Genomic DNA, 24,662 nt, shown 5'->3' with positions numbered 1-24,662 from the left:
AAGGACACTGTAATGCCTGTCATCATGCTCCGTCGCCCTCTTGCAGGTCTCGTTGCGCTTAGCGCGCTGATGCCTTTGGCCGTTTCCGCTGACGATGCCGTTAGCGCCGACGCTGTGGTCCATCACTATGCCGACTTGGCACATGCTAATTACACCGATGCGCTCAATGCCGCCGAGGTGTTGAACGAGCGTATCGACGAATTGCTGGCCAACCCCACAGCAGAGGCTCTTAACGCAGCGAAGCAAGCCTGGCTGCAAGCACGGGTACCGTATCAGCAAAGCGAAGTATTTCGTTTTGGCAATGTTGTGGTGGATGACTGGGAAGGGCAACTGAACGCCTGGCCTCTGGATGAGGGCATGATTGATTATGTCGAAAGCGATGGCTATCAACATGAGCTGGGTAATGAAGGGGCCACTGCTAATATCATTGCCAACGAACGTATCACGATAGGGGGAGAAGTCCTGGATGTCAGTGATATTACGTCAGAGCTCTTAGCTGACCTTAACGAAGTGGGTGGCTCAGAAGCCAACGTCGCCAGCGGCTACCACGCCATCGAATTTCTGCTCTGGGGGCAGGATCTTAATGGCTTCGAAGCAGGCAGTGGTGAGCGTCCGGTGAGTGACTTCCAAACTGGCGATGACTGCACCCATGGTAACTGCGATCGTCGCCGGACGTACTTGGATGCAGTGTCGGACCTGCTGGTCAGTGATCTTGAGTGGATGGTTGCCCAGTGGTCGCCGGAAGTTGAAGGCAACTATCGTCAGGAACTGCTAGCTGAAAGTGATCAGGAAGGCCTGCGCCGTATGCTATTTGGTATGGGGTCGCTATCGTTGGGTGAGCTAGCGGGGGAGCGCTTAAAAGTCGCGCTTGAAGCTAACTCTTTTGAAGATGAGCATGACTGCTTCAGCGATAATACCCACAACTCTCACTACTACAACGGCCAGGGGATTCAGAATATTTACACGGGCACCTATCAGCGATTGGATGGCAGTATCCTAGAAGGCCCATCATTGGAAAACTTGCTGTCGCAGCAAAATGAAGCACTTGCTGATAGCCTGAGTGACCAACTTGAATCAACCATGGCCAAGCTCGATGCTATCAAGCAAGAGGCTGAAGCGGAAAGCTCGCCGATGGCGTTTGATATGATGATTGCACCCGGCAACGAGCAAGGGAGTAAGTTGATCAACGACGCCATTTTCGCCCTGGTGGCGCAAACGGCATCCCTTGAAGAAGCAGCCGGTGAGCTGGGAGTTACCTCTTTACAGCCGGATGATGCAGGCCATCGCTTCTAAATCATTCATGTGATTTTATGAGCCGTCCGGCAGCTTGGCTGTCGGACGGCTTTTGTCGTTTGTCTCAAGGTATATTTATGTGCCACCTATCTCGCTTTTTTGCCTTCAGGCGACTCGCTCAATGCTGCCTTTTCTTAGCACTGTTGGCGGCCTCTGTGTTTGTGGTCTCTTTACAGGCGGCTGAATCTCCCGCCATTCAATCGTCGCCGATGAGCGGTGGCGATGGGGCAGTGGAGCAATTTGATCACAACGCTTATTCATTACCGCTACGTAATATGTCGATGACCAAGCGGCTTGATTTCAGCGTCGGCAATAGCTTTTTCCGCAACCCCTGGGTGGTCGCACCTGCCAGCACTGAGGCCCGTGATGGCCTGGGCCCGTTGTTTAATACCAATAGCTGTCAAGGCTGCCATCTCAAGGATGGGCGTGGCCATCCGCCGATGGGAGATGAAACCCCCATCGCGTTGTTCCTGCGTCTTTCGCTGCCTTCCGATCAGGCGGAGCCGGAAACTCTAGAGCAACGGGGCGCGCTGCCGGTACCCAACTACGGCTTGCAGCTACAAACCTCTGCGATTCCTGGCGTGCAGCCGGAGGGCAAACTAATCATTGAGTACCGTCCGCGGGAAGTAGGCTTTGCCGACGGCCATAGCGTTACCTTGCAGGAGCCGCTTTACTCAATTGCCGAACCTGCCTACGGTGAGTTACCAAATACGCTGCTGACGTCGCCGCGGTTGGCGCCACCAATGATTGGTCTGGGCCTACTGGAGGCGATTCCTGAAGCAGACCTGATGGCTGCAGCCGACCCCAACGATGCCGATGGCGATGGTATTTCCGGGCGTTATAACCAAGTCTGGGATGTACGCAGTGGCACCACGGTGATGGGGCGCTTTGGTTGGAAAGCGGGTGAACCCAGCATTGAGCAGCAGAGCATGCACGCCTTCGCCGGCGATATGGGGCTAACTTCTCGCTTAGTGCCACAAACTGATTGTATGGATAGTCAGGGGTGCGATGCCTTTCCTGAGGGTGGAACGCCTGAAGTCAGCGATGAAATTGCAGACTTCATCACCTTCTATGCCTCTAGCCTAGCAGTACCGATGCGCCGCAACATGGATGATCCTGAGGTAATACAGGGTGCCGAGACATTTAACGCACTGGGCTGCGCAAGCTGCCATACCCCTCGACATCGTACCGCCTCGGATGCCCCCCGAGCGGCGTTGGCGAATCAAGAAATATGGCCTTATAGCGATCTACTGCTCCACGATATGGGCGAAGCCTTGGCCGATCATCGTAGTGAATTCCAAGCGGATGGGCGCGAATGGCGCACCCCACCGTTGTGGGGTATTGGCCTGACACAAACGGTGAATCCTCGAGCTGGCTTTCTCCACGATGGCCGTGCCCGCACGCTCGAAGAGGCGATTCTCTGGCATGGTGGCGAAGCAGAGGCGGCCACCAAAGCCTATCGACATCTACCGACTGACCAGCGCGCGGAACTTATTCGCTTTCTTGAGTCTCTGTGAGCTTTGCGACGCCTCTGTTACTGCTATCGACTATTGGTAAGGAGTTTATGTGATTGCTTCTCTTCGTCGTTTGGGGGTGGCGGTTGCGTTTTTAGCGGCCCCCCTTTCTGCATTGGTTTCTGCTGATGCGGACACCAATACACCGCGTGATATCTGGCATAGCGCGATAGCGCAGCAGTATGCCGAACTCAGTAATGCCTCTGAGCGCCTGGAGGCTAGCGCAACGCGTTTTTGCCAAGCTCCCGATGAATCGCTTAAACAGCGGCTTGAAAGCGACTGGCTGGGTGCTTATCAAGCTTGGCAGGCGGTGCGCTTTGTCCAGTTTGGACCCATTGAGCAGAACAGCCGTGGCTGGCAACTTCAGTTTTGGCCAGACCGCAAGAACCTAGTAGGTAGCAAGGTAGAAGGGTGGTTGCAAGCTGGCACCACGCCAACGGTTGAAGACATCGCTAGCGATAGCGTCGCGATTCAGGGATTTCCGGCTATTGAGTACTTGCTTTATGACGACGCCATGAGTGACTGGCCACTTGGTGAGCCGGCGATGTGTGGTTTGTTGCAGGCTATCTCTACCCATCTCGCAGACACTAGTAACGCGCTGGAACGCGACTGGCAGGCCTTTGGCGTGCACTATCGTGATACCCCGCGTTACACCGAAACCACGTTGGCTAACGCTATTCAAGCGCTCGAAACCCTCGAACAGAAACGTCTTGGTGAGCCAATGGGCCTGCAAGGATCGCCCGCTAACCGCTATTTAGCGGAAGCCTGGCGTAGCGGTAACTCCATTCGTTTGGTGGAAAGTACGCTTGAAGGGCTGCGGACGGGGTTTCTTCCAGGGCTCTCGGCGTTGCTGCGTGAAGCCGATGCACTGCCACTCGCCGAGGCATTTCGTGATCAACTGGATAAGACGTTAGCCAAGACGGGTGATCTGCCACCGGGGCTGACAACGTCACTTGACGACGAGGCATTTCGTGGCCAGCAATCGCTTTACCTCAATATTGGTCAGTTGAACTATCTGCTGGGGACCGAAATTGCGGCCGAGCTTGGCCTGGTGCGTGGCTTTAATTCTAGCGATGGAGATTGAGCTATGCAGCGACGGCAGGTGCTGAAAGCTGGCCTGGGAAGTGTCGTAATGGCACTAACACCGCTGAGCTGGGCGATGCCAGGGCGCGAAAATGCTGACTGGCTGTTTAGCGCGGTTGATGGTCTTGATGGGAAGCATTACATCGCTGGGGTAGCACTGGATGGTAAAAACCGCTTTATGATCGAAGTGCCCGAGCGCTGTCACGGCGGCTGTTTACGGCCTGATTCCCGCCAGGCAGTATTGTTCGCTCGCCGTCCCGGTACACGGATGCATGTGATCGATGGGGACAGCCGCCAATTAGCCCACACCATTGCGGCCGGGGAGGGCTATCACTTCTACGGGCATGGCGTTTTCGACTTGAACGGGCGCTACCTGTATGTCACCGCTAATCGTTTGGAGGACAGCGCCGGGCTAGTGCGCGTTTACGATGCTGCCAACGACTACACCCATGTCCGTGATATGCCGCTGGGTGGTATCGGGCCCCATGAGCTGCGGCTGATGCCAGATGGCGACACTCTGGTGATTGGTTTGGGGGGAATCCAGACTCACCCTGACTACGGCCGGGTAAAGCTCAATCTGGACACTATGGCCCCGGCGCTAATGCTTATGAATCGCCACAGTGGCGAAGTAGTCGCCCGCCATGCCCCTTCGCACCACCAGCTTAGCTGCCGCCATCTGGACGTGGCAGCGGACGGCACGGTGATCGCCGGATACCAATTTGAAGGCCCTGAGTGGGAATCCTATCCGCTGATTTGTCGTCTGGATGCTGCCGGAGACTTCTCTGAGCTGGCGCTGCCCGATGAGGTCACCGCCAGCCTGCGGCACTACACCGCTAGTGTCGCGTTTAGCCGTGTTTCGGCAACTGTTCTGGTGACCGCACCTCGCGGCAATCGGGTGCTGCTGCTGGATGCTGAACAAGGCCGCTTGAACGCTAACTTGGAGTTACCTGACGCTGCGGGGGCCCGCTGTGATGGTAACGGCGGCTTTCTGGTCTCCTCCGGCCAGGGCGGGCTCTACCGTGTAACGCCTGACACGGCAGTGCCCGAGTTGCTCGTCACCCAGGAATTCCGCTGGGATAACCATCTGACCTGATAGGTACTTAACGTTGACTTAAATAGCGAAAAGCATTCATTCCGACAGTCGAAAGCGCGAAAAAGCCAGCGGCCAAGGTAATCTCATTGGGCCACGGCAATATTGTGCTCCCCATTGGGGTGTTTCATCACCTGCATGGGCAGGCCATAAATCGCTTCTAAGGTGCTGCAACTCATCAAATCATCCGGACTGCCATGGGCCAGCAAGCGACCGCTATGCAGTGCCATCAGTTCATCACAGTAGCGTGACGCCATATTGATATCATGCAATACAATAATGACGCCAAGGTTCAGCTCATCGCATAGCTGGCGAACCAGCGCTAGCACCTCAATTTGGTGAGCGATATCCAGTGCCGCTAGCGGCTCATCGAGCAGCAAGAAACGACTGCCCTGGGCGAGTAGCATGGCTAGCCACACCCGCTGACGCTCTCCGCCGGAGAGTGTATCAACTAAGCGGTCGGCAAAGGCCTCTGTGTGGGTAAGGGCGATGGCGCGATCAATGGCGTCTTTGTCTTTCTGGTTGTGGCGACCCAACAGGCCGTGCCAAGGGTAGCGGCCAAAAGCCACCAGCTCGCGCCCAGTCAGGCTTTCAGCGCTGGGCAAATGCTGGGGCAGGTAAGCCACCTGACGAGCGAACTCGCGGTTTCCCCAGTCGCTCAGTGGGCGTTGGTCGAAGTGAATCTCTCCCTGGCTAGTAGGTTGCTGCTGGGCCATGAGTTTAATCAGCGTCGACTTTCCCGAGCCGTTATGGCCAATCAGGCCGTAAACCTTGCCCTCATGAAAGCTGTGGTCAATGGGATTTAAAATCTGCTTACCATTGATTTCAAAGGTGGCGCCTTTGACCTCGAACATGAATCACTCCTGGCGATAGGATAAATAGTGGCTCCATTCTAGTGCTAATGGTTCTCATTTTTAATAAAAAATAAAAAGATTTTCGCCGGTGTGTGAATCTTTCTAAGTACTCAGCCACGAACCGCCATCCCGATTGCCTCGTGGTCAAAATGTCGCGGGCGGCTCTTTAAAACGCGACAGGGCAGAAAGCAAAAAAATAAGCGGGTTGTTTACAGCGGCTGCTTGTATGCCTCAACAAATAGGAAAATGTTGAAGCTCAGCAGTGACATTGGCCGTTTTTCAGTAAGAGGTTAAATATGCTAGCAGTTGGCTATGCCGCTCAGGGTGCGCTGCCATTAGGCTATTCCATTGAGCTGGATTGGGCTCTCCAGTGAGGTCTGTGACGGTGTAGCCAGCTTCTCGGGCAATTACAATGCTCGCGGCGATATCCCAGAAGTCGAGCTCAGCACCCTGAGACCAAAATGCATCGAAGCGGCCGAGGCTAAGGTAGGCGATCTCGAGCGCCGCTGAGCCCGGGCTGCGGATGCCCGCCACATGAGGCATTAATGCCGCGAGTTGATTTAGCGCTGTCGTGCAGTCGCCTTTGGCATGGTAAGGCAGGCAAGTGCTCACCAGCATCTCGGTTAGCGGGCGAGGGGCTGGTGTTGTTAACGGGCGATCATTGAGAAAGGCACCCGCGCCTTGGCCTGCCCAAAGCATTTCATCAAGGAGTGGTTGATAGACAACACCGATGATCAGCGCATCACCTTTGGTGACCGCAATAGACACCGAGAAGTGAGGCACGCCATGCAGAAAATTACTGGTGCCATCAAGGGGGTCAATAATCACGGTATAGTCGCTATCGGTGGGCGTCAGGCCACTTTCTTCACCAAGGAAAGCGATATCGGGAAAAGCGCTGCTGATGCAGTCGATAATGATACTCTCGGCTGCCGTATCGTAGTAGCTAACGAAGTCAGATGTCCCCTTTTGCTCAAATGCAATCCGTCCCTTTTGCGAATACCCCTCGCGCAACAGCGCGCCAGCCTCATAGGCTGCTTGCTTAACTGTTTCCAGCAAGCTGTTTTCGCTCTCAAGCATGTGGTTTCTCCTGGGGGCTTGTATGGCTGTTATCAAATCGTTTGATAAAGGTAACTAACCATTCGTGACGTGGCGATGACAGTGGGCAGTCTTGGTTTGGTGGCTTGCTCTTGGTGTATGAGTGTCGTCCCTATCAAACTGGGGCAGTCACGAGAGCTGGCTTGCTTATGGAGTCACTGTTTAACACCTTGTTATTTGCCGTTCCTTTAACCATTGGCCTTGCCCAGTCGCCAGTAGCCCATGCTGGTAACGTACTGCTTGGGTAACCCGCACTCGTTGACTAAGTAGCGGCGCAGCTTCATGGCGACCTTGGTTTCAGCGGCAATCCAAGCGTAGAAGGGCGCGCTATCATCCAAGGTGGCGGGTTCCCAGAGCGGGGCGTCTTCATCGTCGCTTTCATCGTTGGTCGTGGCACTGGTAGTGACGTTAGTAGGCGTGCCGCCTAGCGCTTGAATTTCCTTATGTAAATCAATATCGCGCAGGGCTCTCATCATCAGCTCACCATGCTGACAGCCGGGCTCAGCGTCACGTGCCAGCCAGCGCAGCTTTGCGGACTGGGGTAGCGGTTGAACATCGTCGCGGCGAGGCACTTCGAGTAGTGCTTCGACCTTGGGTTTGAGAGGCAGGTCATCAAGGGTTTCTAGAATACCGGCCGCAGCGGGGAGAGCGGTTTCATCGGCGATAATCAGAATACGGCGCACGCCTTGGGGCGGCTTCCATTCGTAGCCCTGCTTGGGGCCTTCCGCTTTAGCGTCGGGGGCTGTCATGGCTAGCCGATCACCTGGGCGGGCGCGCATTGCCCAGCGTGAGGCAGGGCCATTGTCTCCGTGGAGCACAAACTCTACATCCACCTCAGCCTGCTCTGGGCGCAGGTCACGAATGGTGTAGGTGCGCCCAGAGGGACGCTGGGCATCTGGCAGTGCGCGATAGGCGCTGTACCAATCGTGTTCTGCCAGCTTGGCAATCTCAAACAGTGGATCGAGGCTACCACCGCCTTCAGGGAAGAACAGTTTGACGCGCTGATCCGGAGCGTAGGTCGCCATTTGGCTGACGGCAGGGCCAGTAAAGGTGAACCTGACTAATGAGGCGCTGACTTGGGTCCGCCGAGCGAGAGTGATATCGAAAAGCTGGTAGGTCTGTTTAGCCGCCATCGTAGCTGTCTCCATTAATAAATGGTGTTAATTGTAGTGCTAATTATTATCATTTAGAATCGTTACGGATAATTCAACCACCAACTCCAGAAAAGAGTAAGGCTAAGAAATGACTCTGCTGCTTATCAGGCCCTGTGTAGCGATCTGCCCGGCTATGACAAGAGGTTGTTCGCTATGCTAAGCGCTGCGCAATTGACCCAGCGAATGGGGGGGATGTCGCCTGCAAAAGCTTGCCTGCTGCTTAGCTTGCCGATGGTGGTGCTGTTTTGGGTAGGTCTGCAGGGACAGGGCGGTTTTATGCTGGGGGTGCAGGCGTTAGTGGCGCCCTCCTTTGAGAACGTCGACGAGTTGTTGCTTCACTATGCGTGGTGGCCGCGTCTCTCGATCGCGCTGCTAGCTGGGGGCGGCTTGGGGTTGGCGGGTGTACTGATGCAACAAGTGCTGCGCAACCCGTTGGCCTCGCCCACCACCCTAGGGGTGGCATCGGGCGCTAACCTGGCGTTGATGACCGCCACTCTTATGGCCCCAGGGCTATTGGTAGTGGGCCGTGAATGGGTTGCCTTAGCGGGTGGAGCGCTGGCGGTTGGGTTAGTTTTCCTGCTCTCGTGGCGGCGAGGGTTGGCGCCGATCGTTGTGGTGCTGGCGGGCTTGGTGGTTAATCTGTACTTAGGGGCGCTTTCTACAGCGCTGCTGCTGTTTAACCACGAGGCGCTTTCAGGACTGCTGATTTGGGGCGCGGGTTCGCTGGCGCAAAACGGTTGGGATGGCGTGGCGGTTCTCTGGCCACGGCTGGCGATTAGCTGCGTGGCAGCCTGGTTTCTACTACGCCCTTTGGCGGTGCTGGAATTGGACGATGCCAGTGCTAAAAGCCTGGGGGTCTCGCTGACCTATCTGCGTTTTGCGGGGATGGGGCTGGCGGTATTTATTACCGGTAGCATTGTCAGCGTGGTGGGTATCATCGGTTTTATCGGTTTGGCAGCGCCCAATATTGTGCGTATGGCCGGTGCGCGGCGCTTAGGGCCACGGCTGCTTTGGTCGACGTTACTAGGGGCTGTGTTGTTAGCCACCACTGATCTGCTGCTGCAACATTTCGGTGGCATGGTGGCAGCCTTTATTCCTACTGGGGCGATTACCGGTGCCCTGGGGGCACCGCTGTTAATGTGGCTGATTCCACGTTTGAAGCTGCGGGGAGATCAGCCGCCGAAAGGGGCGGGTGTTTTTGCTCATCGCCATCCTGCGCCGTCGCGTTTGGCGACTGGTTTACTCCTCGCGCTACTAGGCGCCACATTGCTTGGCTTGCTGGTGGGGCAGGGTGTCGATGGCTGGTACTTACTGTCGCCGGATAACTGGAACGTGATGCAGTGGCGCATGCCGCGGGTAATGGCTGCAGCGGCGAGTGGGCTAATGCTGGCAATTGCCGGGACGATTCTTCAGCGCCTTTCCGCCAACCCTATGGCTAGCCCCGAGGTATTGGGTATCAGCGGTGGCTGTGCCATTGCGCTAATTTTGGGGATCTTCTTACTGCCCGCGCCCACCAATATGATGCTGATTGGTGTGGGGACCCTGGGGGCTTTTGCAACGCTGCTGGTGTTGGTGGGCATCAACCGCAAGAGCGGCTATCTCCCCGAGCGCTTGCTGCTTACTGGGGTAGCCGTCAGCGCCCTGTTTGATGCGGTGCGTAGCGTTATGCTGGCGGGTGGCGATCCTCGGGGCCAGCAGGTGATCGCTTGGCTGGCGGGCTCTACCTATTACGTGGATGTCACCAATGCCATTGTTGTCGGCGGCATTGCCGCGGTATTGGCACTGGTCACGCTGCCCTTTACTCGCTGGTTGGATATTTTGCCCTTAGGCGCACCGACGGCCAAGGCGCTTGGGGTAACCCTCAACCGTGCCCGTTTGGCATTGCTGTTACTGGTGGCACTGCTAACCGCCTGCGCCACCCTGGTGGTGGGGCCGCTGTCGTTTATTGGTCTGCTGGCGCCACATATGGCGCGCTTGGTCGGCTTCTCTCGGGCAGGGCAGCACCTGCTGGGTGCTGCGTTGATCGGCATGTTATTAATGGTGTTGGCGGATTGGGTAGGTCGTCAGATTATCTTCCCTTATGAGATGCCCGCGGGCTTGGTCGCATCTTTGATTGGCGGTGCCTACTTTATGTGGGGGCTGCGGCGGCTATGAGCGAAGCGGCGAGCGTGCTACCGGTAGCGACGAATCCAGCAGATGCTTTGTTGGCGCTCTACCGCCAGCCGCCGTTGGATAACTTAAAGGCACCTGCGTTTGGTCGCCCTAATATACCGACGCTGGCAGCTTCTGAACTGCTGGATCATAAGGTGCTAGGCGCTCAGCTTTCGCGTTACCGCCGGTACCACGGTGACGACGCCGACTTTCTGGCGGCCGCTTCAATCTGGTCGAAATTTCATTTCAGCAGTGTCGCGATTCCGACGCTGGTGGCCAACCTGCTGTTGGGCTATGAGCTGCCGGTCGGCGGGGGTGAGCTGCGGCTGGCGTTAGGTGATCACGGTCAGACGGCGCGCATCTGGCTGCCGCATGGTGGCGTGCCGTTGGCCTCAAAAGCGTTCCAGTCACGCTTTAGCGGCCTATTCGATGACCACTGCGCGTCGCTTATCGAAGCGCTGGCCGAGGTCTCCGGGCTTTCTGCCAAAGTGTTCTGGAGCAACCTTGGTCACTACGTGGAGTTCGTGGGCAAGACCTGCTCGCGGCATCCAGACTTCACTGGCGCGGGTGAGCCGCTGCTGAATTATCTCGATACCAAGACCTTGCCTGACGGGCGGCGCAACCCGCTTTATCAACCGGTGCGCTATCTGGAACTGGGCGGTGAAACCCCGGCTCGAGTGCGGCGTCTATGCTGCATTAAATATCGGCTACCCGGCGAGCCGCTGTGTGGCGGTTGCCCGCTGAAACCCGAGAATAAGCCGGCCAAACGCCAACGCTAGCTTTTTTAATTTGCATGCGTTTGGTGGCCTGGGTCTATCGGCATATGGCCAAACTGCGCGACATACAGGGTCGTCTCTACGCGGATTACCAGTCGGTGATCGAGTGGCGTTCGAGAAAGTCAGCGCGCTCGATCTAGCAGAACACCGCGATACCTTTGATAGTGACACACAGCGCCAAGACTGGCAGGTGCTAGCACTGGAATAGGTCTGCTATCGTTACCCCGCTGAAGAGGCACGGCCAAGCTTTGCCATTGTGACCTTAAAGCGCGGCGAGGTGGTGTTTCTAATTGGCGGTAACGGCAGCGAGAAACCCACCCTGGCGATGTTGTTGGCGGTCGCTGAACAGCGCGACCTATTGCTGCTGGACGAGTGGGCCGCCGATCAAGACCCTCAGTTCCGCCGAGTGTTTTGCCGCGAGCTACTGCCGCGAGCTACTGCCGCAGCTACGAGCGCTGGGTAAGACGCTGGTAGTGCTTAGCCATGATGACCACTACTTTGACAAGCTGATCATCTGCTGGAAATGCGCGGTGGGCAACTAGTTGAATTCACCGGCGAACAGCGAGAAGCGGCCAGCCGCGATGCGGTGGCGAGGGTGACTGGGTAGCTAACTAATACACCGTACGATCACTCTGCGTCATTTTCCAAACCATCAATACGGTTTCTATATAAGCAAAACTAATGCCCCATTAGCAGGATGATTTTTAGTTATTAAGGTTGCCCGCTATCTTAGTGCCACGATTCTTTAAAGCGATGCTAATTCTGGTACTGGGGGCAGGGCAATGTGGGAAAGTTACTTAACGGGCTTGGTAGTATCTGGCGGTATCATCATGGCTATCGGGGCGCAAAATGCTTACGTGCTGGGGTTGGCCGTACGTCGTGAGCATCACTGGTGGTCGGCGGGGCTGTGTATGAGCGCGGATATCATCTTGCTAACCGCTGGTATGTTTGGTGCCAGCGCGTTTTTACTGACAATGCCGAACGCGATGGAAGCCATGCGCTGGGTAGGCGTAGCGTTTTTAAGCTGGTTGGCTGCTCAGGCATTACTGCGGGCTGTTAGTGGGCGCGCAGGATTGGAGGCCGGTAGCGTAAAAGCGCGCAGCTTGCGTGGAGTACTGTTGGCGACCTTGGCCGTTACGGTATTGAACCCTCAAGTGTATCTGGACACTCTATTGTTAATTCCTGCCATTGGTGCTCAGCAGGAGAGTGCTGGTGTGTTCGTTGCAGGTGCATCGACTGCCTCTGTTCTTTGGTTCAGCCTGCTGGCGTGGGGCGGTGCCGCGCTTTCGCCTTGGCTTTCCCGCCCGGTAGCGTGGCGTACCATTGATGGGCTAATTGGCCTGATGATGGCGGTCATCGCCATACACTTAGCGCTGGGGTCTACGTTGCTCTGACAGGTCTCAAGGCTGACTAGAGACGGCTGAAGTAGCTCTGCATAACGGCGATTACTTTATCTATATCGGCATCATCAATATCACGGTGGACAACAAAACGCGTGGCATAAAGTAGCTCAATCAAAATGTCATGCTCTTTCAGCCAAGCAGAGAGCGGCTTTACGTGTTCGTCGGGAAAGTGCGCGAACACCATATTGGTTGCCTGAGCGGTAATCTCAACGCCAGGCAGTTTCGCTAAGCCTTCCGCCAAGCGTGCTGCACGACGGTGGTCGTCGGCTAAGTCAGCGACATGATGCTCCAGAGCATACTGGCAGGCGGCGGCGATAATGCCTGATTGGCGCATGCCACCACCAACCATTTTACGCCAGCGCCGTGCGCGGTCGATCAAGGCTTGCGAGCCCACTAAGGCAGAGCCGATGGGAGCGCCCAGGCCTTTCGAAAAGCACAGCGACACGCTATCAAACGGCAAGCAGAGTTGCTTCAGTGAGGTGTCCGTAGCTACCGCGGCATTAAACAGCCGCGCACCGTCTAAGTGCGTTGCCAATCCCCGTTCGCGGGCCAGGTTGGTGGCTTTGATTACGTAGTCTGCGCTTAGCACTTTGCCGCCAATAGTGTTTTCTAGCGCTAGCAGCTTAGTGCGCGCAAAGTGGAAGTCGTCGGCTTTGATAGCTGCGCTTATTTTCTCTAACGGCAGGCTGCCATCGGCGGCATTTTCAATTGGCTGCGGTTGAATGCTGCCTAACACCGCTGCGCCACCGCCTTCATAGCGATAAGTATGGGCTGACTGCCCCACAATGTATTCATCGCCGCGTTCGCAGTGGGCCATTAGTGCCACTAGGTTGCTTTGTGTGCCGCTTGGAAATAGCAGCGCCGCTTCCTTGCCTGCCTGCTCAGCTAGCTTTTCCTGAAACGTATTGACCGTTGGGTCATCACCCCATACATCATCGCCCACTGGAGCAGCCATCATGGCCTCTTTCATGGCGGGGGAAGGCCGAGTCACCGTGTCACTGCGTAGGTCAATCATGCGAAACTCCTGTGATGACAAAAAACTCTTTTCGAGCATACTGCATGTCTAATAAGCGCGAAAAGCGAAACCTCAATACGTAGAGAAAGGACAGAGTCATGCTCGCCACCGATCTAAAGCTCCGTGCCCTGGAACGCAACGATCTGCGCTTTGTTCACGAGCTCAATAATAACCAGAGCATCATGTCGTATTGGTTTGAAGAGCCTTACGAATCATTTGATGAGCTGGAGGAGCTTTATAACAAACATATTCATGACAACGCCGAGCGGCGCTTTGTGGCAGAGGACAGCGATGGGCATGCCATTGGTTTAGTCGAGCTGATTGAAATCGACTACATTCACCGTAGCGGTGAATTTCAGATCATTATCACGCCAGATCACCAGGGCAAAGGATTTGCCCGGTCATTGATCCGTCAAGCGCTGCACTACTCGTTCACGATTTTAAACCTACACAAAATATATCTGATTGTGGCGGTGGAAAACGTCAAAGCGATTCATCTCTACGAGGAGAGCGGCTTCATAGAGGAGGGGCATTTGGTTGAAGAGTTTTTCATCAACGGCAAATACCGCGATGTGAAGCGAATGTATATCTTGCAGGACACTTACTTAGCGCAGTTGGCTTAATAAATAAGCCGTGAATGGTCGCCAAATCCAATGCTGCATAAAGGTGTTGTGATGAAATATTGATCAGAACGACAACGCCTCAGGCTGAAAACTATCCAAGGGCTGAGGCGTTGTTACTTACTGCTGGCTCATATAAGCAGCGATGGCGTCAAAGGCTGCGCGTTGCTGTTGGGCACGGTTAGCCCAAACCTGCATCACATCCACTTCTACTGTCTGACCTTGAGCAGCGAAAGATGACATGGCGAGTACTCCTAATTCAGAGGTTGAGGGACGGTTCAGCCATCCTGGGCTCTAGTGACCCTAGTTTAGTTATACATAGTTTGCTTTGTGCGACGCAGCAAGTTAGCTGCGGGTTAAAGTCTATGCGCATTTCAGCCCTTAAAGCTAGTCCTAAAGATGTAGGAAAATTGCCATGACGTGTAAGAAATGGCTTACAAAATCAATAGCTGATCACCTATATCCTTGAATGGAAAAGATTTTCATAATATAAAAAAGCCGACTAAAAAAGTCGGCTTGTGTCGTTATCTTTTCGTCTATAGGGGAGAGATGGCGATAAAAAATACTTCTTTTAGCCGAAATAGGCCGCTAATGCTTCATTAGCAGCATGCTGCCAATGGGCTTGACGGTGCCAAAAAGTAAGTACCTCGTCATCTTGTGTCGATAATCCGAATGTAGAGATCATAAGGTGGTCCTCCTATTGGGACACACCTAGAGTATAGGTTATTTTTGTTGCGGTGCAGCATTTTAACCATTGTTAACAAAATAAGCGGTGCACAATCTTATGTACCTAGAATGGTATGCTGATGACATACCTATAACTAATCAATAAAACAACGAGTTATATCATGGCGCCAAAAACTCCCGATTCTGACACCCTCAATCCTGAACCTATCTTCCAAGACCGCTGGGTAGCAACTCCACGTGGTCGCCTGTTTACTCGTGCTTGGGAAACGTCTCATTTTTGCTCGGACGTGCCTATTGTCCTGCTCCATGACTCGTTAGGTTGTGTGGATTTATGGCGTAGCTTTCCCGCAGCGCTATGTGCGGCGACCCAACGACGAGTGATTGCTTATGACCGTCTAGGGTTTGGGCGCTCCGATGCGTGCCTGGCGCCGCCACTGCTGAGCTTTATCGACGATGAACCCTCTACTAGCTTTGCGGCACTTCAGAACGCGTTTCAGTTGACGCATTTTATTGTGCTGGGACATAGCGTCGGCGGTTGTATGGCGGTGCACTGTGCAGGGCAGTATGTAGAGCAGTGCCAAGGAGTGATTACCATTGCAGCGCAGGCGTTAAATGAGCCGCGTACGCGACAAGGTATTGAAGAGGCACGGGCCGCCTTTCAAATGCCGGAACAATTTGCCAAATTAGAAAAGTATCACGGTGATAAAGCTCGTTGGGTACTGAATGGCTGGATAGACACGTGGTTACATCCAGCATTTGAACACTGGTCGCTTATTCCCGCCCTTAACCGCGTTCACTGCCCCGCGCTAGTGCTTCATGGTGAAAACGATGAATATGGTTCGCACCGCCAACCTGAATGCATCGCTCGCTATACCCGAGGTTCTGCACACAGTGAAATACTGCCGGGCGTTGGGCATGTGCCCCACCGTGAAGTGGAAGCTGTGGTTGTTCACTATGTTAGAGAATTTATTGAGCGGCTTACGCCATAAAACGACCGTTACACAGGGAAAAGTGAGGAATACTATGCGCTTGCGAATTTTATCCGACCTTCATTTGGAGTTTTTTGATGGAGACCGCGAATTGCCAGAGGTAGAGGCCGATCTCATCATTTTGGCGGGCGATATTCATCAGAAAACGGAAGGCCTTGCCTGGGCCAGGCAGCGGTTTCCAGAAATGCCTATTTTATATGTGCCGGGAAACCATGAGTTTTACGGTACCTGCATGCCGCTACTTCGTGAAGAGCTCGCCATCGAAGCCAAGCGCTACAATATTGAGTTGCTGGATAATCGAGCGGTGACTATCGGGGGAGTGCGTTTTTATGGCACCACGTTATGGACTGATTTTAACCTCTATGCTGATGACCCAACGCACAACCCAGCAGAGACCGGCGCTAAAGCACTGCGCTATATGCCCGATTTTAGCATAGTGACAACAGCTCCAGGTCAGGTCTTTACCCCTCAAGCTAGCCAAGCATTACACGTTGAAGCACTTGCTTGGCTTAGTAACGAGCTTGAGCAACCCTTTGACGGGTCACGCGTTGTTATTAGCCATCACGCACCTTTACACAGCTGCATTCCTGAACAGTATCTTGGCGATGCATTGTCCCCAGCCTTTGCCTCCCACCTACCTCAATTGATGGGCAAGATGGACCTATGGGTGCATGGCCATGTCCATGAGCCTGTCGATACTTCATATAACGGCACGCGTGTCATCGCTAATCCAGGTGGTTATCCCTATGAGTTCACTCCAGCGTTATTTGAGCCGAGCTTGGTGGTTGAAGTTGATTGATAGGTCATTGAATCAATAAACCCTTTCGCTCTTGGATCCTGCATATAAGCAACGTTGAGTCGCCGCCAGGGTGTTGGCTGATGATCGGCAAAGAATAAATGTCCAGGCGACAGGGTAACTTTCCAGTCATCAGCCAGTTCACTCAATCTTTCAGATGTTATCGCTGTCGGTGGCTTTGCCCACACAAACATCCCGCCGGTAGGCTCGGTATAAACATCCCAATTGGCATGTTTGAGCATCGCAAGCGCCAGAGACATGTGGTTGGAAAGCCTAGCACTTAACCGCTCCGTCAGCTTTCGGTAGCTACCGTTTTGAAGCATGGTGATAATGACTTGCTCTGCAAAGCGTGAAGAAGAAATGCTGGTTAGCATTTTGATATCGACAATGCGTTGCACCATTGACGAAGGCGCCGCGATATAACCAACGCGCAGCGAAGAGGAGAGGCTTTTTGAAAAACTGCCCAAGTAAATAACCCGGCTAAGGCCATCTAACGCAGCTAAGCGAGCACTTGGCGTATGTTGAAAGTCTGCGTATATATCATCTTCTATCAGTTTGAAATCGTACTGCTCGGCTAATTGTAATAAGCGATGCGCAATGGTGGGCGTTAGCGTTCCCCCTGTGGGGTTTTGAAAAACGCTGTTGGTATAAAAAAGTGTCGGCCGATGCTCTGCAAGTAATTCTTCTAAGCGTTCAAGGTCAGGACCGTCGGCTAAGCGAGGCACGCCGATAACACGAACACGTTGCAGATGTAGCAGGCCAAATAAGTTGTAATAGCCTGGTGATTCTACGAAGACAACGTCTCCGGGTTCGAGAAGCAAGCGCACCAATAAATCTAGCGAATGACTGCTGCCGCTGGTGGTGACAATTTGCTGATGATTTGTCGAGATCGCTAAAAGCCGAAGTCGCTCTTGTATTAAGTGCCGTAACGCCGTGGGGCCTTGGGGGGTACTGTATTCAAAAATGTCCGCGCGATTCATACGCGCAACTTGGCGGATCGCATAGGTTAAATCATCGCTCTCCCGCCAATGGCTGGGTAACCAACCACATCCAAGGGGCAGGGCCGTCTCATCAGCACTAAAAAGCCCCCAAAGCCCGTTGGTCACTTCCTGCAGTGGGCTGGAAACTGTTTGGTGCTCACTTGGTGGACTATCGGCAACAAAAAATCCTGCCCCCGGTTTTGAGCGGACCAACCCTGCCGCGATTAAACGCTCATAAGCCTCAATGGCCGCATTGCGGCTAACGTGGTGTGTCGCAGCTAAATAGCGAATTGAGGGGAGGCGGCTGCCATTACCAGGTTTGTTTTGTTTAATCCAAGTGCTGATCGCCTCTTCAAGTTGCTGTGCAATAGGCGTATTGGCATGCCGATCAACTTTTAACTTCATATATAGTCCTGCTGGATCAACTGTTCATTAAAAAGTTGGAACAGTGCCTCAATAATAGCGGCCCAGTGTATCTTACCCCGCTTGAATAAGCGTGCGAGCTTTATGGTTCTTTTAGCAATCTCAAGTGAGTTAATGCATGAACCAGTTCAGCGCAGCCCGCCTTGCTTTCGGGCTATGTATGATCACCACGGCCGTTAATTTGCAGGCACCGCTATATGGTGCGTTGGCAGCGCAAGGCGGGGTTGGTGTTGGTGCCACGACAATTGCTTTTGCCTGTTACGTAGCAGGGGTGATGCCTGTATTGCTGGGGCTTAATGGCTTGGCCGAGCGGGTAGGTTACAAAGCCATCATTGTCACTGCGTTACTGCTTAATATGCTGGCCACTTCCCTTATGCTAATAGCGCCTGGCATCGTAATGCTTGGCGTGGCGCGTTTTCTACTTGGGGTGGGGACCGCGCTGGCATCTGCGGTAGCGCCAGCCTATATGCAACAATTATGGCAAGGCGATGATAAACAAGCTTCTACCAGTTACGTCACGATTAGCAGCGCGCTTGGGTTCGGTTTAGGGGCAGCGGTGACCAGCGTTTTTATCGTTACTACGCCTAGCTTAACGCCCCCCAGTTTGTGGTTATATCTATGCATTAGCGCTTTCGCATTAATAGGCGTGTTGACGTTGCGAAAAAGCATACCTAGTGGGCCGAAAGGCAGCATGTTACGTTTGCCAAGTTACCCAAAAGGGGCTATTCGATTTGGCTTTGCGATTCTAATTGCCTGGGCCACGGTGGGGTTGGTGATTGCCATATTGCCTTCCGCATTAGAGCAGCATGGTTTAAGCGTTTGGAGTGGTTTCGCTGTTTTCGGTATTTGTAGCTGTGGCGTGTTGTTTCAACCCTGGGCCAGAAAGTTGTCGTCATATCGGTCTACGTTATTGGGACTTGCGATTCTGCCACCGGCTTATGGGCTGATTGCTTGGGGAGCTATCGCGGGGCACTTACCCATATTACTACTAGGCACGATCATGGCTAGCAGCGCCTGTTACGGCTTTATTTACCTAGGCGGATTAAGTGGCGTGTTAGCCGTCGCTGGCCCATCTTCTACCCAAGCGAGCGCTGGATATTTTCTAATGGCCTACATTGGTTTCAGTATTCCTGTGGTCACAACGGGAGTGCTTATAGATGCCCTAGGGCATAGCGCGGCATTAACGCTGTTTGGAGTTGCCTTACTTGGGGGAGTTGTCACAACACTACGGTTAGTTACCCAGAATCAACGAGAGTATCGACCCTCGCTGATTGATTAGGGTGGCTGTGTGTCTGACTGCCGTGCTGGCCGCGCTATATCTATGCCCACCCAGAGATCAACGTTCCCACTCAGATAAGGCACTGGGCTATGGATCGCTTTTTAGCATGGCGCGATTAAGCGTGTTTCTTCACTAACTGCCCGCATGAAGGCGCTGCCCAACGATCATCTTCGGTGAAGACCACATCACAGACGACCGGTGAGTAAATGCGGCGTACTTCTTCATCAATTTGCTGGCGTAGGGCATCTTGATGGGCAAGCGTAGACTCATGCAGCGCTTTGGGTAGCACCACGTGAACCATGATATATAGCAGGCGGCCAGGGCGTACCATGCGAACCCGTACTTCCTGGGTGTCGATATCTGCAAGACCACGAGCAACCGCCTGGCGCACTGGCTCGGCGATTGCTTCGTCGGGCGTTTTATTGAGCAGCTCGCGCAGAGCCTGGGAGGCCATACGCACCGGTACGCCAAGGCATAGCAACACCACGGCCATCACCAGAAGTGAATCGACATAAGGTACGATTCCCCGCCAGTCTAAGCGCTCAAACAGCATCACCAAGCAGAACGCTGCTAACACAGCAGCCGAAATAATGCTGTTCACCAGCCAGTTAAGCTTGTCTGCAGCCACCAGCGGGCTACTAACATGGCACTGACTGCGGTGCATTACCCAAGCGGTGAGTGAGCAAGCGGCGGTGGCAAACAGTGCGTAGATAACCGCAAGCCCCGCTGAGATCTCCCGCCCACCTGTCAGTAGCGCAGCGATAGCGTCTACTAACGCAAAGATGGAAACGCCTAATATCAATAAACCTTTGCATAGATTTACTAAAGACTCGAAGTAGCTGTAGCCAAACGGGTAGGACTCGCTATCGGGTCGGCTGGCTAGCTTACTGACCTTGATGGTGACCAGCGCTACGCTAAAGTAGATAAGGTTAAATAACCCATCCAGCAAAATAGCCTGGGAGTTAGATGCCAGTGTCGCAGTGATACCTGCACACCCAATCAGCAGCGCCATAAAGGCAGAAAACGCTAAGGTGCTGGATTCTGTTTTCACGAACGTTTGCTCCAATATTACCTACCCAAGAGGCTGGCAAGCATAGCAATATCAGTGGTCGCAATGTCAGTGATTTGTTTATTCTAAGGCTATGGAGATAGTCTTTGATGCACTGATTTAGCACCCAAGGAGAGATGTGCTTATGCGCCATGCTGATGCTTTTTCCTTCAGACAAATTGCTCCGGAAGATGCCGCCGAACTATTGTTGTTCGAAGCCACTGAACGTGACTGGTTTGAGCAGCATATAGAGGCCAGAGCGGAGCACTTCTACACGCCGGAAGGTATTAGCCAGCATATTCATGAGTACTTGGCGTTAAATGCCCAAGGACGTATGAGACCGCTTATTATCCAACATCGAGGTGCGATAGTTGGGCGCGCCAACCTACGTGAGATAGAAAATGGTTACGCTAAGGTGGGGTATCGGATAGCCCAACATGCGTGTGGTAATGGGTTGGCGCAAAAGGCGCTGAACCATCTGATTAGCGAAGTTCGTTGCGTTTACCAAATTAATACGCTTACGGCGACTGTTTCTTTAGACAATCACGCTTCACAGCGGGTACTGAAAAAAGCTGGGTTCGAAGTAATGGAAAAGCTACCTGAGTATTCGGTAGTAGCGGGGCGGAAGCTTGACTGTGTGGTGATGCAAAAAACAGATGTGTAGTGTTTAGAAACAAATGTATTGTTGTGAGATAGGACTTTAGCTTTGGTTCGACACTTCGACGATGATTCAACTGATTTACCTAGTTATAGCAAGGGCGGCTACGCCGCCATCGCCCGCTAAAAGCGGCCTCCTACATTAGATGATGAGCCTTGAGTGCCTGAATAAAATTAAGCGGGCACTGATCATGGGCAGTCACTGAGTTAATGAGACCTGAATCCTCGCAAACGTATGCATAAGTACTTAATGGTCTGCCCTGGGATAGGTTGAAGCCTGCACCAGGGACAGGCATGTCTACGAAGTTAATGAAAATAGCGTTGGCATTTTTTGCGCTTCTTGTTGAATGTTGTCGTCGACCGGCGTGTCGTAAGTCTTGAGCAGATAGCCCAATACCGAATAAAACCCCACCATAGCAATTAGGTCGATAACGGCCTTGCGTCCGATAGCATCTGCGAGTTCTGCTTCTTGTTCAGGGGACAGCATTCGCTGGTCAAACAATGCATCCACAGCGTCGACGATAAGACCATCAACGCCTTCGGGGCGAGTTCTAATGGCTTCGATTTGTGCAGTGGTGAACCCGAGAGCGAGTGCTCGGCTAACGTGATGAGCCCATTCGTAACGTGACCCCATGCGCAGGCCAGCGCGTAGAATCACCACCTCGGTTAATTCTGACCCTAAGGCATTTTCCTTAACAACATGCTGGCGTAAAGGTGCCCAGGCGTTGAGTAAAGCCGGGTGATGAGCCATGGTGCGATAGACATTGAGCGCACCGGCAAAGTCTTCGCGTAATTCAGCGATCTCGTTTGGCCAATCGGCATCAGCAATAGGCGGGCAGGGAGAAGAGGGCGTCATGGGTGAGCTCCATTCAGATAGGGTACGTGACATCACTCGGCGATGGCGGCGTTGATGGCGGCGGCAATACGCTCAATGATTAGGTCGACTTCATTCGGGGAAATAATATAAGGCGGTGCCAGCAGGATATGATCACCGTGAATACCATCAATGGTGCCGCCCATAGGGTAGCTGATCAGGCCACGCGCCATGGCTTGTCGCTTAATCTTGGCGTGGATCTTTCGGCTCGGATCGAAAGGGGTTTTAGTGTCCCGGTCCGCCACCAGCTCGATACCACGAAACAGGCCTCTTCCCCGGATGTCGCCGACATAAGGGGATGCACCGAGAACGTCTTCCAAACCGCTTTGTAATCTCGCGCCCATGGCGTTTACATTGGCAAGTGTCTCGGGGCGCGCAATGATTTCAACCACTTTGTTAGCGGTTGCCGCGGCAACAGGGTGGCCGATGTAAGTATGCCCGTGCTGGAACAGGCCAGAACCGTTGGCGAAGCTGTCGTAAATTTTGCCGGACAGCATCACTGCGCCGATCGGCTGATAACCCCCGCCCAAGCCTTTGGCTATGGTGACGATATCCGGTATGACGTCGTCTTGCTCGCAGGCGAAGACCGTGCCGGTGCGACCCATGCCGCACATCACTTCGTCGAGGATCAGTAGTACGCCATATTTGTCGCAAACCGCACGTACACGTTTAAAGTAATCCGCGACAGGGGCGACAGCACCGAGTGTGGCGCCTACGACGGGCTCGGCAACGAACGCCATGACTTCTTCAGGGCCGAGTTCCAGAATCTTTGCCTCGAGTTCGTCGGCAAGCCGAATAGCGTAAGCCTCTGGCGATTCATCGGCGCCTTTTTCGCGATAGGCGTAGCAGGGGGAGACATGATGAGTTTCTGGCAGGATAGGCTGAAACTGCTTACGCCGCATCGCATTGCCACCGGTTGCCAACGCACCAATTGTGTTGCCATGGTAACTCTGACGCCTAGCAATGATGTGTCTACGCTGGGGGGCGCCAATTTCCACGAAGTACTGCCGAGCCATCTTCAGCGCCGCTTCAACGGCCTCTGATCCACCTGACACGAGATAGACGTAATTCAATCCTTCAGGTGCCAAATTGACGAGTTTTTCAGCAAGCGCTTCAGCAGCGTCGGTGGTGAAAAACGAGGTGTGTGCGTAGCAGAGGTTATCAATTTGAGCGCGCATCGCCGCCAGTACTTCCGGATGGGCGTGACCAACGCTGGTGACCGCAGCGCCTCCTGAGGCATCTAGGTATCGGCGCCCAGAGGTGTCTGTAATGTAGACGCCTTGCGCCGACGCGGCATGGGGGAGTGTTGGGCCGATACTGCGATGAAGAATACGAGTCATGGAAACGGTTCCTTAGGGTCACTTAGCGATGTGAGCACGCCATAAGGAGAAGATTGGCACAGTTTGGTTTATGAATGCAACAGTTGAATCATTTGTGTTTTTAGTAAAACATATAGATCATTGTTTTTTTACAACAGTAACGTTTAAATCGGCGGCTGTTTTAACAAGCCGTATAAGAGGCAACACACATGCCGCAGCGCGACCCTTTAAGGGAGCAGATTATCGCTCAGTACGATGCCATGTCGCCGCAGCTCCAGCAGGCTGCCCGCTACGTGCTGGAACACCCTGATGAGGTGGCACTGGTTTCTATGCGCGAGTTGGCGCGCCATGCGGCGGTGCAGCCTGCCACCATGACGCGGCTTGCAAAGTTCCTGGGGAAGCAAGGATACGATGATATTCGCGAGCACTATGTGGCAGCGCTGCGGCGGGGAAGTGATGGCTTTGCTGCCAAGGTTCGCCAGCGAAACGAGGGCGCTAGAGCCTCGGCCGACGGCAATATCGCCGCGCATATGCTGCATGGGCTGAGTGCTCAGATTTCCCGGCTCTGTGAGCCTGACTCACTACAACGGTTGGAAGCCATCGCTAATACACTGAAATCAGTAAGAAAAGTGTATGTGCTAGGCTTGCGCTCATGCCATTCCGTGGCGTGGCATTTCCATTACGTTATGTCACTGTTGGGGGACCGCTCGGTTCACCTGGATGGACCGGCGGGAACCGGCGGCGATGCGCTTATTCGCGCCACGCCCGAAGATGCCTTGCTGGTTGTCTCCGTCAAACCTTACGCAGTAGCGACGCTGGAACTGACGCAGTTGGCAAAAGACAAGGGGCTGACGATTCTGTCGATCACCGATAGTGAAGTATCGCCACTGGTAGGGCTGTCAGATCAGACGATTTTTTGCCCCACGGAAAGCGACAGCTTTTTCCATACGTTAACGCCCGCCTTAGCCATCTCCGAAGTACTGTGCACCTTATTGGCAGAAGATGACCGACCACAGGCACTCGATGCGTTGCAGCGGGCAGATGAACATTTCTTGAGCCTGAACACCTATTCGAGCGCTATTCCTCGCCGGGAGTGACGCCATCGTAAAGCCACTGTCAGTTACCCCTCCACCCATACCTCCTCGCCCCTAAACGCGACTTTCCAGGTACGCAGCTTGATGTTCTCATCCTCTAAGCATTGACCATCTTCAAGGCGAAAGTGCTGCTTATAGAGTGGCGAGGCAACCACCGAGCTGCCTTTTACATCACCGATAATGCCGCGGGCAATGACGTTAGCGTTAGAAAACGGATCAAAGTGGTCAAGGGCGTAGAGTTCTTTCTCCTGTCCTTGGGAGCGCTGCCTCGGTAAGTAGAAAATGGCCACTTGGGCTGGGCCTTCTGACGTGTTCAACCAAGCAGCGACGCCGGAAAATGCCACTAAGTCAGCTTTAGTGCAGAGCGGCTGCCAGGTGTCGGTGCTTACGGTGTGCTTGAGTGCGGTCGCGGTCATCAGTTACCTCATTAACGTTGTCTGGTTTGCGATTATGTAGTGTTTAAGCAGG

General features: G+C 53.8%; 24 protein-coding genes. 14 read left to right on the top strand and 10 right to left on the bottom strand.

Translation table 11 applies throughout. The annotated features are described in order from the left end of the window. The first annotated feature begins 12 nt into the window (after positions 1–12). The 4 genes from JFC11_RS01340 to JFC11_RS01325 all read left to right on the top strand — a co-directional run bounded on the left by JFC11_RS01340 (position 13) and on the right by JFC11_RS01325 (position 4,983). Positions 13–1,293 (top strand): imelysin family protein, encoded by a 1,281-nt coding sequence (locus tag JFC11_RS01340; protein WP_198348543.1) that lies wholly within the window; start codon positions 13–15, stop codon positions 1,291–1,293. Positions 1,294–1,370: 77 nt separating this feature from the next. Next, positions 1,371–2,810, top strand: a complete 1,440-nt coding sequence (locus JFC11_RS01335; protein ID WP_198348542.1) for a di-heme oxidoreductase family protein — start codon at positions 1,371–1,373, stop codon at positions 2,808–2,810. Between the two features lie 49 nt (positions 2,811–2,859). Beyond that, a complete protein-coding gene (locus JFC11_RS01330; RefSeq protein WP_198348541.1) occupies positions 2,860–3,891 on the top strand; it encodes an imelysin family protein in 1,032 nt (343 codons plus the stop codon). A 3-nt stretch (positions 3,892–3,894) separates the two neighbouring features. Beyond that, entirely contained in the window at positions 3,895–4,983 is a 1,089-nt protein-coding gene (locus JFC11_RS01325; RefSeq protein ID WP_038481928.1) for a DUF1513 domain-containing protein, read from the top strand. An 83-nt stretch (positions 4,984–5,066) separates the two neighbouring features. Here the strand turns inward: JFC11_RS01325 and JFC11_RS01320 are convergent, their stop codons facing one another. The 3 genes from JFC11_RS01320 to JFC11_RS01310 form a co-directional block, all read right to left on the bottom strand. Next, a complete protein-coding gene (locus JFC11_RS01320) occupies positions 5,067–5,834 on the bottom strand; it encodes an ABC transporter ATP-binding protein (RefSeq protein WP_038481931.1) in 768 nt (255 codons plus the stop codon). Between the two features lie 279 nt (positions 5,835–6,113). Then, the gene (locus JFC11_RS01315; RefSeq protein WP_198348540.1) at positions 6,114–6,911 is read right to left on the bottom strand and encodes an inositol monophosphatase family protein; all 798 of its coding nucleotides are present in this window, start codon (positions 6,909–6,911) and stop codon (positions 6,114–6,116) included. Positions 6,912–7,117: 206 nt separating this feature from the next. After that, the gene (locus tag JFC11_RS01310) at positions 7,118–8,062 is read right to left on the bottom strand and encodes a siderophore-interacting protein (protein WP_038481936.1); all 945 of its coding nucleotides are present in this window, start codon (positions 8,060–8,062) and stop codon (positions 7,118–7,120) included. Positions 8,063–8,236: 174 nt separating this feature from the next. Between JFC11_RS01310 and fhuB the strand changes: the two genes are divergently transcribed. The 4 genes from fhuB (at position 8,237) to JFC11_RS01290 (ending at position 12,404) form a co-directional block, all read left to right on the top strand. Continuing rightward, positions 8,237–10,237: a Fe(3+)-hydroxamate ABC transporter permease FhuB gene (gene fhuB, locus JFC11_RS01305; RefSeq protein ID WP_198348539.1), complete on the top strand. Its 2,001-nt coding sequence runs from the start codon at positions 8,237–8,239 to the stop codon at positions 10,235–10,237. Continuing rightward, positions 10,234–11,013 (top strand): siderophore-iron reductase FhuF, encoded by a 780-nt coding sequence (gene fhuF, locus JFC11_RS01300; protein WP_198348538.1) that lies wholly within the window; start codon positions 10,234–10,236, stop codon positions 11,011–11,013. Before fhuB ends, fhuF begins: the two co-directional genes overlap by 4 nt. A 253-nt stretch (positions 11,014–11,266) precedes the next feature. Continuing rightward, complete coding sequence (locus tag JFC11_RS18935) at positions 11,267–11,473, top strand: hypothetical protein (RefSeq protein ID WP_232482730.1); 207 nt, start codon at positions 11,267–11,269, stop codon at positions 11,471–11,473. A 319-nt stretch (positions 11,474–11,792) separates the two neighbouring features. After that, positions 11,793–12,404: a LysE/ArgO family amino acid transporter gene (locus JFC11_RS01290; protein ID WP_038481947.1), complete on the top strand. Its 612-nt coding sequence runs from the start codon at positions 11,793–11,795 to the stop codon at positions 12,402–12,404. Positions 12,405–12,420: 16 nt separating this feature from the next. On the opposite strand, the gene ltaE is transcribed toward JFC11_RS01290, so the two are convergent. Continuing rightward, a complete protein-coding gene (gene ltaE, locus JFC11_RS01285) occupies positions 12,421–13,428 on the bottom strand; it encodes a low-specificity L-threonine aldolase (protein WP_120385615.1) in 1,008 nt (335 codons plus the stop codon). 98 nt (positions 13,429–13,526) lie between these two features. Between ltaE and speG the strand changes: the two genes are divergently transcribed. Next, positions 13,527–14,051, top strand: a complete 525-nt coding sequence (gene speG, locus JFC11_RS01280; protein WP_038481953.1) for a spermidine N1-acetyltransferase — start codon at positions 13,527–13,529, stop codon at positions 14,049–14,051. Between the two features lie 117 nt (positions 14,052–14,168). Here speG and JFC11_RS19055 read toward each other — a convergent pair whose 3' ends face one another. Next, on the bottom strand, positions 14,169–14,291 hold the full coding sequence (locus JFC11_RS19055; protein ID WP_267900575.1) for a hypothetical protein: 123 nt from the start codon (positions 14,289–14,291) through the stop codon (positions 14,169–14,171). Positions 14,292–14,896: 605 nt separating this feature from the next. Between JFC11_RS19055 and JFC11_RS01275 the strand changes: the two genes are divergently transcribed. Together JFC11_RS01275 and JFC11_RS01270 are read left to right on the top strand one after the other, a co-directional pair. Continuing rightward, positions 14,897–15,724 (top strand): alpha/beta fold hydrolase, encoded by an 828-nt coding sequence (locus tag JFC11_RS01275; RefSeq protein WP_198348537.1) that lies wholly within the window; start codon positions 14,897–14,899, stop codon positions 15,722–15,724. A 34-nt stretch (positions 15,725–15,758) separates the two neighbouring features. Next, entirely contained in the window at positions 15,759–16,523 is a 765-nt protein-coding gene (locus JFC11_RS01270) for a metallophosphoesterase (RefSeq protein ID WP_198348536.1), read from the top strand. On the opposite strand, the gene JFC11_RS01265 is transcribed toward JFC11_RS01270, so the two are convergent. Next, on the bottom strand, positions 16,469–17,905 hold the full coding sequence (locus JFC11_RS01265; RefSeq protein WP_198348535.1) for an aminotransferase-like domain-containing protein: 1,437 nt from the start codon (positions 17,903–17,905) through the stop codon (positions 16,469–16,471). The two genes, JFC11_RS01270 and JFC11_RS01265, sit on opposite strands and share 55 nt — an antisense overlap. Positions 17,906–18,041: 136 nt before the next feature. Here JFC11_RS01265 and JFC11_RS01260 point away from each other — a divergent pair, with 136 nt between their 5' ends. Further along, the gene (locus tag JFC11_RS01260; RefSeq protein ID WP_198348534.1) at positions 18,042–19,202 is read left to right on the top strand and encodes an MFS transporter; all 1,161 of its coding nucleotides are present in this window, start codon (positions 18,042–18,044) and stop codon (positions 19,200–19,202) included. 115 nt (positions 19,203–19,317) lie between these two features. On the opposite strand, the gene JFC11_RS01255 is transcribed toward JFC11_RS01260, so the two are convergent. Further along, on the bottom strand, positions 19,318–20,253 hold the full coding sequence (locus tag JFC11_RS01255; protein ID WP_198348533.1) for a cation diffusion facilitator family transporter: 936 nt from the start codon (positions 20,251–20,253) through the stop codon (positions 19,318–19,320). Between the two features lie 142 nt (positions 20,254–20,395). On the opposite strand from JFC11_RS01255, the gene JFC11_RS01250 reads away from it, so the two are divergent. Further along, on the top strand, positions 20,396–20,914 hold the full coding sequence (locus tag JFC11_RS01250; RefSeq protein WP_198348532.1) for a GNAT family N-acetyltransferase: 519 nt from the start codon (positions 20,396–20,398) through the stop codon (positions 20,912–20,914). Positions 20,915–21,205: 291 nt separating this feature from the next. Here the strand turns inward: JFC11_RS01250 and JFC11_RS01245 are convergent, their stop codons facing one another. Both JFC11_RS01245 and JFC11_RS01240 read right to left on the bottom strand, forming a co-directional pair. Further along, complete coding sequence (locus JFC11_RS01245; RefSeq protein ID WP_198348531.1) at positions 21,206–21,763, bottom strand: carboxymuconolactone decarboxylase family protein; 558 nt, start codon at positions 21,761–21,763, stop codon at positions 21,206–21,208. Between the two features lie 32 nt (positions 21,764–21,795). Further along, positions 21,796–23,121, bottom strand: coding sequence for an aspartate aminotransferase family protein (locus JFC11_RS01240; RefSeq protein WP_198348530.1), 1,326 nt, complete (start codon positions 23,119–23,121; stop codon positions 21,796–21,798). A 188-nt stretch (positions 23,122–23,309) separates the two neighbouring features. Here JFC11_RS01240 and JFC11_RS01235 point away from each other — a divergent pair, with 188 nt between their 5' ends. Then, positions 23,310–24,197, top strand: a complete 888-nt coding sequence (locus JFC11_RS01235; RefSeq protein ID WP_198348529.1) for a MurR/RpiR family transcriptional regulator — start codon at positions 23,310–23,312, stop codon at positions 24,195–24,197. A gap of 23 nt (positions 24,198–24,220) precedes the next feature. Here the strand turns inward: JFC11_RS01235 and nirD are convergent, their stop codons facing one another. Further along, on the bottom strand, positions 24,221–24,610 hold the full coding sequence (gene nirD, locus JFC11_RS01230; protein WP_198348528.1) for a nitrite reductase small subunit NirD: 390 nt from the start codon (positions 24,608–24,610) through the stop codon (positions 24,221–24,223). Positions 24,611–24,662: the final 52 nt, after the last annotated feature.

The organism is Vreelandella alkaliphila (genome assembly GCF_016107625.1).
GTDB classification, from domain to species: Bacteria; Pseudomonadota; Gammaproteobacteria; order Pseudomonadales; family Halomonadaceae; genus Vreelandella; species Vreelandella alkaliphila.
This window is presented reverse-complemented; position numbering and strand designations above follow the sequence as displayed.

Excerpts from the sequence above, each read along its gene's own strand:
- fhuF (WP_198348538.1), top strand. The coding sequence starts at position 10,234 with ATGAGCGAAGCGGCGAGCGTGCTACCGGTAGCGACGAATCCAGCAGAT.
- JFC11_RS01275 (WP_198348537.1), top strand. The coding sequence starts at position 14,897 with ATGGCGCCAAAAACTCCCGATTCTGACACCCTCAATCCTGAACCTATC.
- JFC11_RS01315 (WP_198348540.1), bottom strand. The coding sequence starts at position 6,911 with ATGCTTGAGAGCGAAAACAGCTTGCTGGAAACAGTTAAGCAAGCAGCC.
- nirD (WP_198348528.1), bottom strand. The coding sequence starts at position 24,610 with ATGACCGCGACCGCACTCAAGCACACCGTAAGCACCGACACCTGGCAG.
- JFC11_RS01340 (WP_198348543.1), top strand. The coding sequence starts at position 13 with ATGCCTGTCATCATGCTCCGTCGCCCTCTTGCAGGTCTCGTTGCGCTT.
- JFC11_RS01320 (WP_038481931.1), bottom strand. The coding sequence starts at position 5,834 with ATGTTCGAGGTCAAAGGCGCCACCTTTGAAATCAATGGTAAGCAGATT.
- JFC11_RS01290 (WP_038481947.1), top strand. The coding sequence starts at position 11,793 with ATGTGGGAAAGTTACTTAACGGGCTTGGTAGTATCTGGCGGTATCATC.
- JFC11_RS01265 (WP_198348535.1), bottom strand. The coding sequence starts at position 17,905 with ATGAAGTTAAAAGTTGATCGGCATGCCAATACGCCTATTGCACAGCAA.
- fhuB (WP_198348539.1), top strand. The coding sequence starts at position 8,237 with ATGCTAAGCGCTGCGCAATTGACCCAGCGAATGGGGGGGATGTCGCCT.
- JFC11_RS01335 (WP_198348542.1), top strand. The coding sequence starts at position 1,371 with ATGTGCCACCTATCTCGCTTTTTTGCCTTCAGGCGACTCGCTCAATGC.
- JFC11_RS01325 (WP_038481928.1), top strand. The coding sequence starts at position 3,895 with ATGCAGCGACGGCAGGTGCTGAAAGCTGGCCTGGGAAGTGTCGTAATG.
- JFC11_RS01240 (WP_198348530.1), bottom strand. The coding sequence starts at position 23,121 with ATGACTCGTATTCTTCATCGCAGTATCGGCCCAACACTCCCCCATGCC.
- JFC11_RS01310 (WP_038481936.1), bottom strand. The coding sequence starts at position 8,062 with ATGGCGGCTAAACAGACCTACCAGCTTTTCGATATCACTCTCGCTCGG.
- JFC11_RS01270 (WP_198348536.1), top strand. The coding sequence starts at position 15,759 with ATGCGCTTGCGAATTTTATCCGACCTTCATTTGGAGTTTTTTGATGGA.
- speG (WP_038481953.1), top strand. The coding sequence starts at position 13,527 with ATGCTCGCCACCGATCTAAAGCTCCGTGCCCTGGAACGCAACGATCTG.
- JFC11_RS01245 (WP_198348531.1), bottom strand. The coding sequence starts at position 21,763 with ATGACGCCCTCTTCTCCCTGCCCGCCTATTGCTGATGCCGATTGGCCA.
- ltaE (WP_120385615.1), bottom strand. The coding sequence starts at position 13,428 with ATGATTGACCTACGCAGTGACACGGTGACTCGGCCTTCCCCCGCCATG.
- JFC11_RS01250 (WP_198348532.1), top strand. The coding sequence starts at position 20,396 with ATGCGCCATGCTGATGCTTTTTCCTTCAGACAAATTGCTCCGGAAGAT.
- JFC11_RS01260 (WP_198348534.1), top strand. The coding sequence starts at position 18,042 with ATGAACCAGTTCAGCGCAGCCCGCCTTGCTTTCGGGCTATGTATGATC.
- JFC11_RS01235 (WP_198348529.1), top strand. The coding sequence starts at position 23,310 with ATGCCGCAGCGCGACCCTTTAAGGGAGCAGATTATCGCTCAGTACGAT.
- JFC11_RS19055 (WP_267900575.1), bottom strand. The coding sequence starts at position 14,291 with ATGTCATCTTTCGCTGCTCAAGGTCAGACAGTAGAAGTGGATGTGATG.